The following is a 13,617-nucleotide window of genomic DNA, read 5'->3' as shown; positions in this document are numbered from 1 at the left end:
TCAATGAAAAAAATCCTCTTTTTAACGGGTACCAGAGCCGATTTTGGAAAAATAAAATCATTAATCACAATTCTTGAAAAACATCAAGAATTTGAAGTTTTTGTTTTCGTAACCGGTATGCATTTGCAAGAAGAATATGGGTATACCCTAATTGAAATCGAACGATGCAATTTTAAAAACATTCATACTTTCGTGAATCATACTCATGAAACCACTATGGATCTTACTCTTGCAAAAACTATAGAAGGATTTTCAAGTTATTGCAATACTATAAAACCAGATATGATAGTCGTTCATGGTGATCGTGTTGAGACTCTGGCCGGCGCGATAGTTGGATCTCTTAACAATATTCTCGTAGCCCATATTGAAGGTGGCGAAGTTTCTGGAACGGTTGATGAACTGATAAGGCACAGTGTAAGTAAACTGAGCCATATACATTTTGCATCTAATGCCGAAGCCGAAAAAAGATTGATTCAAATGGGAGAGATAAAAGAATCTGTCTTTACAATTGGTTCTCCAGATATCGATATTATGTTTTCGGAACAACTGCCAGATTTGACAACAGTAAAAGAATACTATAAAATTCCGTATGCTGATTTTTCAATTGTAATGTTTCATCCTGTTACAACAGAAATAAATGCAATGAAACAATATGCAGAAAATTTCGTTTCTGCCTTGCTTAATGATAACCACAACTATGTAGTTATTTATCCTAACAATGATTTAGGGAGCCAGTTTATTTTGGATAGCTATGGGAAGTTAAAAAATAATGAACGATTTAAAATTTTTCCTTCACTTCGTTTTGAGTACTTTTTGACTCTTTTAAAAAATAGCAAATTCATTATTGGAAACAGTAGTGCCGGTATCCGTGAAGCACCTTACTATGGTATTCCGATTATTAACATTGGTACTAGACAGCAAAATAGAGCGGTACATGCCGATATAATAAATGTAGATTATTCTGAAGAAGAAATTGAAGGAGCTCTTTCAATTATAGACTCTCATAAAGTGCAAAAATCGGAGAATGATTTTGGACAAGGAAATAGTGCAGAATTATTTCTTAATTGTCTTCAGAAATCGGATATTTGGCAACTCAATCACCAAAAACAATTCAAAGACAGTTGATACCTAAAAAGATTTTTATTTTATTGCCAGACGGAGTTGGGCTTAGAAATTTTGCTTTTTCTAATTTTTATAAAATTGGATTAGAGAAAAATTTTGATATAACGTATTGGAATAATACGCCATTTGATTTAAAAAAAATCGGCTTTGATGAAATTAAAATTAAAAATGCGAAGCCAAATCCTTTAACAGATAGTTACAAAAATGCTCGAAAACATATTGAGCTTAATCTTAGCATAAAAAAAGAAAAAGATACTGTTTACGATTCCTATCGTTTTCCGTTTTCTTTTAAAACTATAAAAGGTACAGTTAAGAGTTGTTTTGCAAAATTCTTTATTTCAATAAACAATTCGGAAAAAGGCTTAGAAAAGGTTAGAGAAAACATAAAAAAACAAGAAAGGGAAACGGAGTTTTATAAAGGTTGTTTAGAAACGCTTCGAAAGGAAAAACCTGACTTTGTGTTTTGTACCAACCAGCGTCCTGTTTTGGCAATAGCGCCTTTGTTAGCAGCCAACGAACTTAAAATACCGACAGGAACTTTTATTTTTTCTTGGGATAACTTGCCAAAAGCTACAATGGTGGTTGAAACGGATTATTATTTTGTCTGGAGCGAACACATGAAGACTGAACTTCAAAAGTATTATCCATATATAAATGGAAACCAGATTTTTGTTGTAGGAACTCCACAATTTGAAAGCCATTTTGATCAAGATATTATCGAAGATAAGGCGCAATTCTTTGGTAAGCATAAGATGGATTTAAATAAAAAATACATCTGCTATTCAGGAGATGATGCAACTACTTGTCCAGATGATCCAGAATATTTGTCTGATTTTGCTAATGCAGTACGAAAATTAAATGAAGAGAAGAATCATTCATTAGGCATTATATTTAGACGTTGTCCCGTTGATTTTTCAGGGAGATATGATGAGGTTTTAGCTAAGAATAAAGATTTAATTATTTCAATTAATCCGAGTTGGGAAAAAATTGGAGAAGGATGGAATACTGTTTTGCCAACAAAAGAGGATGTTAACTTGCTAACTAATACCGTTTATCATTCAGAAATGGTAGTAAATATTGGGTCTTCAATGGTTTTTGATTTTATTTGTTATGACAAGCCATGTGGCTATTTTCGATACAATCAAGAAAATCAAGTAGACAAAAACTGGGATATCTTTACGTGCTACAAATACGTGCATTTTAGGTCAATGCCTGAAAAAAATCCAGTGTTTTTTCTGGATAATGCAACTTCAATTGCTGATTCAATTGAAAAAGTATTGGAAGACAGTAATGAAATCAAAGCGCAAGCAAAAGAGTGGTTTAAAATAATCAATCAACACCCTCCTCAATTAGCTTCCCAGCGTACTTGGGAGGCAATAACGCAGATAGTAAAATGAAAAGTTTTTTACGAAAAATAGCGTGGAAAATTCTCGGGAATGAATATTATACATTCTTAAAAGGACAAAATAAGCATTATTTGCATCTTGCTAAAAATGTTTCTATAGGATATAAAACCTATCACAATGGTGCATTTGTTTGGCAGTGGCACAATAATTCAGCATTAGAAATAGGAAAATATTGTTCGATAGCAAATGATGTCAATTTTATATTAGATTCCGGACATCATCAAGTTAGTGAGATTACTACTTTTCCGCACTTTAATCATTTGAGTAATAGTTTTTTTTTGGATGAAAAATCAAAAAATAAACTAAAAAAAAACATTGTTACTCCAGAAAGTAAAACTATAATTGGAAATGACGTTTGGATCGGCATGAATGTTACTATTCTGCCAAACGTTAAAATAGGAAACGGAGTTACAATTTTGGCTGGCTCTGTTGTATCGAAAGATGTTCCTGATTATGCTATAGTGGGCGGAATTCCAGGAACAATAATAAAAATGAAATATGATCCTGAAACCATCAGTAAACTGCAGCAAATTGCATGGTGGGACTGGGAATCTGAAAAAGTGGAAGAAAATGTCCAAGATTTTTATCTTCCAATTCAGGAATTCATTAACAAATGGAATCGCTAAATGATCGAGAGACTTTTGTTTTGTTTTATTTTCAACTGATTTTAAATTTATGTTTTTCAACTCTTTGGCCTTTGCCATATTTTTGCCAATAGTTTTTTTCCTTTATTGGTTTGTCTTCAATAAAACTAAAAGCACGCAAAATGCTTTGTTAATTGTTGCGAGTTATTATTTTTATTCATGTTGGGATTGGAGATTTCTATTTCTACTAGTTTTTTCTACATTTTTAGATTATTTCACTGGAATTCAAATTGAAAAAAGTGACTCAGAAAAAAAGCGTAAATTCTGGTTTTGGCTTAGTATTTTAGTGAATTTAGGGTTTTTAGGAATTTTTAAATATTATAATTTCTTTGCCACTTCATTTGCAGAAATGTTTACTTCGTTCGGATTTAAAGTAAGTCCGTTTTTGTTGAATGTAATCCTCCCTGTGGGAATTTCATTTTATACTTTCCACGGATTATCATATGTAATTGATATTTATTATAAAAGAATAAAAGCCGAATACAACTTTATTGATTATTCACTCTTTGTAAGCTATTTTCCACTTTTAGTTGCAGGACCAATAGAAAGAGCAACGCATTTATTGCCACAAGTAAAAATAAAAAGAGAATTTAATTTTGAAAAAGCCAAAGAAGGACTTTCTCAAATTATTTGGGGGATATTTAAAAAAGTGGTCATTGCAGACAATTGTGCTGTTTTTGCAAATAAAATATTTGATAATTATGAGAGGATGGATTCATTTTCATTGATTTTAGGATCAATTTATTTTGCTTTTCAGATTTATGGAGATTTTTCGGGGTATTCAGATATTGCCTTAGGCGTTTCAAAATTATTTGGTATTGATTTATTGCGAAACTTTAATTATCCTTATTTTTCGAGAGATATTGCAGAATTTTGGCGTCGTTGGCACATTTCACTTTCCTCTTGGTTTCGAGATTATTTATATATTCCGCTTGGAGGAAGTAAAGGCTCAAAATTGAAACAAGTAAGAAATATTTTGGTTATTTTTCTAGTCAGCGGCTTTTGGCATGGAGCCAATTGGACTTATATCGCTTGGGGATTCATTAATGCACTTTACTTTTTACCTTTATTACTGTTAAAAATAAATCGAAATAATTTAGAAGATACCGCTCTTTCATGGAATATTTCATCATTTAAAGTGATTGCAAGTATGTTATTTACTTTTGGTTTGACTTGTTTTGCTTGGATTTTTTTTAGATCTGAAAATATTCATATGGCATTAGATTATATTAAAAGAATAATCTCTTTTACTTTTAATGCAAACGATTTAAAGAACCAAGTAAGCTTTATTATTGTGATTGTTTTGTCTTATTTGGTTTTATTGGAATGGATGAATAGAAAAGAAGAGTGCCCTTTATTTAATCAATTTTCGAGAATCAAAATAATAACAACAGTTTTGCTAATTTTATTATTTGGGCAGTTCGATATTCAAAGTAAGTTTATTTATTTTCAGTTTTAATCCGAGTTTTTTAATGAAGGCTTTTTTGAAATATATTGTTGAAATTATTCTAGTAATTTTTATAATTGCTTTTGGTATTCAATATTTTTTAGACAGTGGTTTACGTAATCTAAAAAACACTCAAATTAATGATTGGAAAAATATTTTAGATGGAAAAATAAATAGTGATATTATAATTAATGGATCTTCAAGAGGTTTCGTTGGTTATAATTCAGATATTATTGGAGAAAAACTAAAATCTAGTTGTTTCAATTTAAGTTTCAATGCTGGGGGGTATAATTTACAGCAGGACAAATTTGATATTTATATAAAAAAAAATAAAATTCCTAAAGTAGTAATTCAAAATATTGATTTAGCCTATTTTATAAAAAACAATGCAATTCCAGAGGAGTATCAGTTTTATCCCTTTTTGTATAATAAAGATTTAGAATGTTTAACTTCAAAATTTGATACTAAATTTAATTATTTTAAATTTTTTCCATTACTAAAATACAATCAAAATTTTGGATTAGTAAAAGAAGGGATAGTTGCTAATTTTTCTAGTTCAGTAAAGAAGAATGTTAAAACTTTTAATGGATTTTCTCCTAAAAATATAGCTTTTAAATTGGATAGCCATAATTTAAAAAGATTTCAAAGTGAAAAAGTAAAATCTAATTATGAGGAAGAAATAAGTCGTTTAAATCAAACGATAGATTTTTATAGATCGAGATTAAAGCCAAATTCAAAAATTATATTGGTTTGGATGCCTGAACACAAATTGAGATTAACAGAAAATTATAATTTGAAAAGAAAATTTATAGTTAATGAATTAAATTTGTTGCAAAAAAAAGATAAAAATCTATTATTTATTGATATGGCTTATGATGATATTTCAAAATTTGATAAAAATTATTATGACACATTTCATTTAACAGAAAAAGGCGCTAATGAGTTTTCAAATAAAATATCAGAAAAAATGTATAAATTTTTAAATTAAGTTATGTTTTTTAATTCTTTGGCCTTTGCCATATTCTTGCCAATAGTTTTTTTCCTTTATTGGTTTGTCTTCAATAAAACTAAAAGCACGCAAAATGCTTTGTTAATTGTTGCGAGTTATTATTTTTATTCATGTTGGGATTGGAGATTTCTATTTCTACTAGTTTTTTCTACATTTTTAGATTATTTCACTGGAATTCAGATTGAAAAAAGTGACTCAGAAAAAAAGCGTAAATTCTGGTTTTGGCTTAGTATTTTAGTGAATTTAGGGTTTTTAGGAATTTTTAAATATTATAATTTCTTCGCCACTTCATTTGCAGAAATGTTTACTTCGTTCGGATTTAAAGTAAGTCCGTTTTTGTTGAATGTAATCCTTCCTGTCGGAATTTCATTTTACACTTTCCACGGATTATCATATGTAATTGATATTTATTATAAAAGAATAAAAGCCGAATACAACTTTATCGATTATTCACTCTTTGTAAGCTATTTTCCACTTTTAGTTGCAGGACCAATAGAAAGAGCAACGCACTTATTGCCGGAGTTAAAAGTAAAACGTGAATTTAATTTAGATAAAGCAAAAGAAGGAGTATATCAAATTGTTTGGGGTTTAGTAAAAAAAGTGGTTATTGCCGATACTTGTGCCGTGTATGCCAATGCTATTTTTGACCATTATCCTTCAATGAATTCTTTTTCATTGATTTTGGGAGCAATTTATTTTGCATTTCAGATTTATGGAGATTTTTCTGGATACTCGGATATTGCGCTTGGAGTTTCTAAATTATTTGGTTTAGATTTATTGAGAAACTTCAATTACCCTTATTTTTCAAGAGATATCGCAGAGTTTTGGCGCCGTTGGCATATTTCTCTTTCTTCATGGTTCAGAGATTATTTGTACATTCCGTTAGGAGGAAGCAAAGGCGGACTTTGGATGAAAATTAGAAATACATTTATCATTTTTATCGTTAGCGGTTTTTGGCATGGCGCCAATTGGACATACATTGTTTGGGGATTCATAAATGCTGTTTATTTCCTTCCTCTATTATTGTCTAATAGCAATCGAAACAACATGGATTCTATTACTTTAAAATGGAATTTAGATTCAGTAAAAGTGCTTATTAGTATTCTATCGACTTTTTTACTGACTTGCGTTGCGTGGGTATTTTTTAGAGCACGTACCATAACGGATGCCGTTTTATATCTAAAGAGAATATTTACTAATGCAGAATTTAGCCCTCAATATTTAGATAACGAGCGATATAATTATGAATTAGTATTGATGATTGGTTTATTTGTTTTAGTCGAGTGGAATAATAAGACTAAAGTTGAGCCAATTTCAGGAAAAAGAAGCATGCTAAAAATGGCTTTAGCGATTATGGCTATTATCGCTTTTGGAACTTATTCAGATTATAAAGAATTTATTTATTTCCAATTTTAATGAAGAAGTTTTTATTATACATCTTAAGAATTTTCCTTTTAACAGTTTTGGTGGCGGTTATTTTAGACGGATTCTATACTTATGTTTTTATGCAGTCAAGAAACCGTGGAAAAATCGAAACTGTTTTTAATTCTACAGCAAAAAAATATGATGTAGTGATTCTTGGTTCTTCAAGAGCCAACAATCATTTTGTATCGCAAATGTTTGAAGACAAAGGATTAAAAACATTCAACTACGGAATGAGTGGAGGACATTTGTTTGAAGCCTCACTAATGCTGAAATTAATGATCGAAAGAAAATACGAAATCAAGAATGTAATTCTAGAAGCAGATCTAAATCTTGCCGGCGATCATCAAGCGGAAGGGATTGCTGCCTTATTTTTGCCATACATTCATAATTCTGAAATCATCAAAGAACGTTATAAAAATGAAAATAATTTCAATGAATTATATTATATACCATTTTATAGATATATAAAATATGATAGTAAAATTGGTTGGAGGGAAACATTTTTTACACTTATAAATAAGAAAACGAATTCTTTAGATAATTTAGGATACCATCCTTTAGAAAAGCATAAAAATGGCAATATGAAAAATAATATTGTCAATTTAAATCCTTTGCCACACAATAAATACTACGAAGAGATTAAAGAAATATGCAAAAAGAATAATATTAATTTTATTGCTGTTATGACTCCAATGTGTGAAAATGTTGTAGGGATGAATTATTTTGATAAAGTTAAAAAAGCATATCCAGAAATTTATAATTACGAGAATTCAGTTGTTGAAAACAAATACTTTTCTTCATGTGGGCACATGACAAATGAGGGAGCGCGATTGTTTACTGGAAGAATTATTAAAGATTTTTTTCAGAAATAGTAGCGGTTCATTTCTATTGTAAAAGAATTATATGGATATCCGAAAATTTTTATTTTATCTTCTAAAGATCTTGATCTTGACTTTTATTTTGATGCTAGTAATGGATAAGATTTATTCTTATTTTTTTCTTCAATCTAATAAAAGAGATAAAATAGGTTTTATATATAATTCTCCACCAACAGAATATGATGTGGTGATATTGGGTTCGTCAAGAGCAAATAATCATTTTGTGACAAAAATGTTTACAGATAAAGGTCTAAAAGCATTTAATTTCGGAATGCAAGGATCAAAATTATTTGAATCTGATTTGATTTTGAAATTGCTTTTAGAGAAAAAAAATAAAATCAAAAATGTAATAATTGATGTCGATGTCACATTAAGATCTGAAGGTAAATCGGAAGGAATGTCTTTGAGATTTTTGCCATATTTGCACGATTCAGAATCTGTTAAAAAACATTTTGAGAGTCAGAATGATTTTAATAGCATTTATTATATCCCTTTCTACAGATATCTAAAATTTGATACGAAAATTGGCTTTAGAGAAATGTTTTTTTATGCATTAAATAAAAAAAACAAAGAGCTTGATAATGGCGGGTATAATGCCTTGAATCATTATAATAATGGAAATATGAAACCTGAAATTTTAGATTTTCAACCCAAAAGAAATAGATATTATGAGGAAATAAAAAAAATATGCAAATTGAATAATATTAATCTTATTGCCGTAATGACTCCAGTATGTGAAAATGCGGTTGGAAAGGATTATTTTATGAAGGTAAATCGATTATATCCTGAAATTTATAATTATGAAAATAAGGTGATTGAAGATAAGTATTTCTCGAATTGTGGTCATATGAATGATATGGGAGCAAAAAAATTTACAGCAAAAATTATAAAAGACTTTTTTTAATAAATAATGCATATAGCTTTTCTAACTCCAGAATATTCTCATCCTAGTATTGCAAAATCGGCTGGGATTGGAACAAGTATTAAAAATCTGGCGACCTCACTGCATAAGTCTGGAAATGATATTACTATTTTTATTTATGATCAGCCTGTACAGGAAATTATAAATGATTACGGAATTAAAATTCATCGTATTCAAAGAAAAAAATATAAATTTTTTGGATGGTATTTCTATCGAAAGCATATTGAGCAATATTGTTCTCAAATAATAAAGCAAGAGAATATTGCAATAATTGAAGCTGCAGATTGGACTGGAATTACAGCATTTATGCATTTTAAAATTCCTTTAGTGATTCGTTTTCACGGAAGTGATACTTATTTCTGCCATTTAGAAAATAGAAAGCAAAAGCTTAAAAATTTCTGGTTTGAAAAATTAGCAATAAATAAGGCGAAGGCATTTATAGCTCCAACTACATTTGCTGGAGAAGTTTCAAAAAGGCTTTTTAAGATAAAAAGAAAAGAGATTCAAACAATTCATAATGGTATAGATCTTAAAGAATTTGAAAATAAGGAACCGGAAGAGTTTGAAAAAAATACAATTCTTTACATTGGCACTTTAATCAGAAAAAAAGGTGTTTTAGAACTGCCAGAAATTTTCAACAAAGTGCGTAATGTTTTTCCGGAAACAAAACTTCTTCTGATAGGAAGTGATTCTTTCGATATAAAAACCAATTCTAAATCAACTTGGGAGTTAATGAAAAGTTCATTCGCTAAAGATGATTTAAATAATGTCCATTATCTGGGTAAAATTCCATACAATGAGATTCAGGAGCATATAAAAAATGCAAATGTATGTGTGTTTCCAACTTTTGCAGAAACTTTAGGAATGGTTACGATAGAGGCCATGGCTATGCAGAAAGCAATTGTAAATAGCAATATTGGCTGGTCGAAAGAACTTATTATAGATGAAGAAAGTGGTTATCTTGTGCATCCTTCAAATCATGATTTGTATGCTGAAAGAATTATAAAATTATTTAAAGACGATTCTTTGGTTTTGCTGTTAGGAAAAAAAGCCAGAGAACGCGTTGAAGAAAAATTTAATATAAATAACCTTGCGTCTGCAAATATTAATTTTTACGAAAATATTATAAACCCCAATAAAAAGACAACGTGATAATTGTTTATCATCAAAATAATAGAATAGTTAAGGTTGAAGCGAAAACAAAAGATGTTTTTTCAGAAAAGAAAAGCATTGCTGAGGGCTTAATTGAAATTGCAGAAAAATTTCCGAATGACTTGATTATTTGGGGCCATATCTCATTAGAGTCATATCTTGATATTGAGAAAATTAATGAAATCTTGCATCAAGATAAGGTAATGGCTTCCTATAATTTAGCACCCAATAGTTTTATCTCTGATAGTATAGGATATGTAGATTCATCGCCTTTTTTAAAAATAAACAAAAAAGTAAGTTACCCGACTTGGATGATGAGTAGCAATGTAGGAGGTATTAATGCTTCCGTTTTATTGCTTTTAAAAAATCAGATTAAGACAGATGAAAATTTTGATTATTTTTTAAATTCAATAGCAAAATTAGGAATGTCTCTTGGGCTTTTATGCTATTCCGATCCGAAATTGCTGAAAGATTGTACTGAAATTTTTCCCAAGCAAAAGGATGATAAATACCTTCTGTTCAAATTTGTAAAACAACATTATAAAACACGTTGGGTGTTTTTACTTTTTTTAGATTTGTTTCTTTACAAAAGAACATTGGCTATTTTTCCTTTTTTAATGTGTTTTTTTCAAAAGAATAGACATCTGAACGAAGATACATTTCATCAAATTGAAATTAAATCTAAAAATAAAGTAATCGAAGAAGGAACGATAGATGTAATCATTCCGACAATTGGACGAAAAAAATATTTATACGATACTCTAAAAGATCTTTCTCTGCAAACATTTTTGCCCGAAAATATTGTTATTGTGGAGCAAAATCCTGTTCAGGATAGCATCACAGAACTTGATTATATTTTGAATGAAAATTGGCCATTCCAAATTAAACATATTTTTACGCATCAAACAGGAGCTTGCAATGCAAGAAATCTGGCTTTGAAAGAAGTAAAGAGTGAATGGGTGTTTATGGCAGATGATGATATTCGAATAGAACCAGATTTCTTAGAAAAAACATTTCATGTGATTGAAAAAGAAGGTTTTGAACAAATAACTTTAGGTTGCTATCAGCCAGATTATCCTTCACAAAAAAAAATAAACCAAAAAATTCAATGGGGAAGTTTTGGTTCGGGCTGCAGTATTGTAAAGGCAACGAATATAAAAACACTTTCTTATAATATGAGTTTTGAATTTGGTTATGGAGAAGACGGTGATTTTGGAATGCAGTTACGAAATTTAGGGCATGATATTCTTTATTCTCCACAGCCAGAAATTCTTCATCTTAAGGCTCCAATAGGCGGTTTTAGAACGAAACATATTCAAGCTTGGGCAGACGAAAAAGTGCAACCGAAACCTTCTCCTACTGTAATGCTGTATAAAGTTTTACATTTAACTCAAGAACAAATCGATGGTTATTGTACTATTTTGTTTTTTAAGTATTACAGAGTTCAAAAGATTAAAAATCCAATTCGATATTATTCTAGTTACAAAAAGCAATGGAAAAAAAGTCAATTTTGGGCAAACAAATTAAATACTAAAAAATGAAATTTTCACTGATTATTTGTACATATATGCGTCCTGAGTCGTTAGTTAAATTATTGAACTCGGTAAACATTCAAAGTAAATATCCAGATGAAATTTTGATCATTGATGGATCATTAAATGAAGAAACTAAAATCGCTTTGGATAAAAATGTTTTTAAGAATTTAAAATATTTTTTGGTTTCGGACCAAGATAGAGGATTAACCAAACAACGTAATTTTGGAATTTCTAAGGTAGAAAATGATACAGAAATTGTATGTTTTTTAGATGACGATACGGTGTTAGAACCTGATTACTTTGAGCAATTATTACAAACTTATATCTTATTTCCAGAAGCTTTGGGCGCTGGAGGTTACACTTCAAACGAAATTAAATGGGAAAAAATTCCAGAAAATTATAAAACTAATATTAACGAATTTTATTACGACGGATGGAAGCGAAAAGATGGGAGTCGTTTCGTGCTTAGAAAAAAACTAGATCTAGATAGCGATTGCCCACCAGGTTTTTCTCCTAATTTTTCTCATGGAAGAAGTGTTGGTTTCTTGCCACCAAGTGGAAAAATTTATGAGACTGAGCAGTTAATGGGAGGGATATCATCTTTTAGGAAAGCAGTTTTTTCGCAATTCTCATTTTCAACTTATTTTGAAGGTTATGGTTTGTATGAAGATGCGGATTTTACATTACGGGTTTCAAAACAAGGAAAATTATACTTAAATACAGCTGCGAAATTATTTCATTTTCATGATGAATCGGGCAGACCAAATAAGTATAAATATGGAAAAATGGTCGTGAGAAATGGATGGTATGTATGGAGAGTCAAAAATCCAAACCCTAAATTTAATGATCGTCTAAAATGGAATTCTATAACTATTTTATTAACCCTTATTCGAGGTACAAATATTATTACTAGCTCTAATAAAAAAGAAGCTTTGACAGAAACATTGGGCCGATTGGCTGGTTTCTTTAGTTTGCTACTTCATAAGCCTCGTTTTTAAGTATGAAAAAAACAATATTTATTTCTTTTTCTTTAGGAAACACTTCAATTTCAGATTATTATATTTCATTAGCTGAAAAGTTTAAAAAAGATTATCAGATAGTTGTATTTTCTGATGTCGAACTGAATGAAACAGTTTCTATTGCGGATGATATCATTATAAAATATTGGCCTTCAAAGCGCCCAACAAAATTAGCGGACGGATTATTTTTATATGAAAATATTAAAAAGTATCGACCGATAATGACAATCTCAGTTTTTGGTTCGGTAAATATTTTTTTACTAGTTGGCTTTTTATGCAGAGTAAAAGTGAGAGTTGCATGGATAAGTACAATATCAACTCATTTTAAACAAAAAAAGAGTCTATTGTATAGAAAATCATTTATTTATAAACTAGCTACAAATGTTATTGCAAATTCAATAGCAACTAAGGAAGATGCTATGAAAAATTATCACGTTTCCGCTAGTAAAATGAAGGTTTTACCAAATTCGGTTAAAAATTTGTATTCAGAAATAAATCAAGTTCAGGAAGATAATTGCAAAACAATTGTTTATGTAGGACGTTTGTATAGTCAAAAAGGTGTTGATGTTCTTATAAAAGCATTTTCTCAAGTTTGTTCGCAATTTCAAGATTTTAAACTTATAATTCTTGGAGGGGGTGAAGAAGAAAAAAAATTGAAGGAATTAGTGAATGATCTAAAGATTGATCAATATGTTGTTTTTAAAGGAAATCAACCTAAAGCGGAGGTATTGTCTACTTTTAAAAAATCTTACTTGGCTGTAATTCCAAGTCTTTCAGAAGGATTTGGTTTTACTGTAATTGAAGCAATGAGTATGAAAACAATGGTGATCGGTTCAAATAATACAGGTATTAAAGAGATTATTCAAGATAATAAAACTGGTTTTCTTTTTGAAACAAGCAATGAAAATGATTTAGCAGAAAAAATTATCAAAGTGATAAAGGAGCCAGCATTAAGAGATGAATTAGCTTTAAATGGATTTGAACACTTTCAAAAAAACTATGAAACAAACATTGCTACAGAGAGAGATTGGTCTTTTTTTAGTAGTTTAATTAAATAG

Annotated in this window: 11 protein-coding genes and 1 pseudogene; all 12 read left to right on the top strand. The window is 29.6% G+C overall.

What is annotated here, in order from left to right:
• The first annotated feature begins 3 nt into the window (after positions 1–3).
• The 12 genes and pseudogenes from neuC to QLQ96_RS01385 all read left to right on the top strand — a co-directional run bounded on the left by neuC (position 4) and on the right by QLQ96_RS01385 (position 13,617).
• Complete coding sequence (neuC, locus tag QLQ96_RS01440; protein WP_482494081.1) at positions 4–1,125, top strand: UDP-N-acetylglucosamine 2-epimerase; 1,122 nt, start codon at positions 4–6, stop codon at positions 1,123–1,125.
• Positions 1,065–2,519, top strand: coding sequence for a UDP-glycosyltransferase (locus QLQ96_RS01435; RefSeq protein WP_482494080.1), 1,455 nt, complete (start codon positions 1,065–1,067; stop codon positions 2,517–2,519). Before neuC ends, QLQ96_RS01435 begins: the two co-directional genes overlap by 61 nt.
• A 350-nt stretch (positions 2,520–2,869) precedes the next feature.
• Positions 2,870–3,008, top strand: a pseudogene (locus QLQ96_RS01430) (hypothetical protein); the annotation flags it as partial.
• A gap of 195 nt (positions 3,009–3,203) precedes the next feature.
• A complete protein-coding gene (locus tag QLQ96_RS01425; RefSeq protein ID WP_482494078.1) occupies positions 3,204–4,631 on the top strand; it encodes an MBOAT family O-acyltransferase in 1,428 nt (475 codons plus the stop codon).
• Positions 4,632–4,656: 25 nt separating this feature from the next.
• Positions 4,657–5,607 (top strand): hypothetical protein, encoded by a 951-nt coding sequence (locus QLQ96_RS01420; protein ID WP_482494076.1) that lies wholly within the window; start codon positions 4,657–4,659, stop codon positions 5,605–5,607.
• A gap of 3 nt (positions 5,608–5,610) precedes the next feature.
• Entirely contained in the window at positions 5,611–7,044 is a 1,434-nt protein-coding gene (locus tag QLQ96_RS01415; protein ID WP_482494074.1) for an MBOAT family O-acyltransferase, read from the top strand.
• Complete coding sequence (locus QLQ96_RS01410) at positions 7,044–7,925, top strand: hypothetical protein (protein WP_482494073.1); 882 nt, start codon at positions 7,044–7,046, stop codon at positions 7,923–7,925. The genes QLQ96_RS01415 and QLQ96_RS01410 overlap by 1 nt, the downstream gene beginning before the upstream one ends.
• A 100-nt stretch (positions 7,926–8,025) precedes the next feature.
• Positions 8,026–8,835 (top strand): hypothetical protein, encoded by an 810-nt coding sequence (locus QLQ96_RS01405; RefSeq protein ID WP_482494071.1) that lies wholly within the window; start codon positions 8,026–8,028, stop codon positions 8,833–8,835.
• Between the two features lie 6 nt (positions 8,836–8,841).
• Entirely contained in the window at positions 8,842–10,005 is a 1,164-nt protein-coding gene (locus QLQ96_RS01400; protein WP_482494069.1) for a glycosyltransferase family 4 protein, read from the top strand.
• Positions 10,002–11,546 carry a glycosyltransferase family 2 protein gene (locus tag QLQ96_RS01395; protein ID WP_482494067.1) on the top strand — a complete coding sequence of 515 codons (1,545 nt, stop codon included), beginning with the start codon at positions 10,002–10,004 and terminating at the stop codon, positions 11,544–11,546. Before QLQ96_RS01400 ends, QLQ96_RS01395 begins: the two co-directional genes overlap by 4 nt.
• Entirely contained in the window at positions 11,543–12,538 is a 996-nt protein-coding gene (locus QLQ96_RS01390) for a glycosyltransferase family 2 protein (protein WP_482494065.1), read from the top strand. The genes QLQ96_RS01395 and QLQ96_RS01390 overlap by 4 nt, the downstream gene beginning before the upstream one ends.
• A 2-nt stretch (positions 12,539–12,540) precedes the next feature.
• Positions 12,541–13,617 (top strand): glycosyltransferase family 4 protein, encoded by a 1,077-nt coding sequence (locus QLQ96_RS01385; RefSeq protein WP_482494063.1) that lies wholly within the window; start codon positions 12,541–12,543, stop codon positions 13,615–13,617.

This window comes from Flavobacterium sp. B167r (assembly GCF_056824315.1).
Note: the sequence above shows the minus strand (reverse complement) of the source record. Positions and strands in the feature narration are given on the sequence as shown.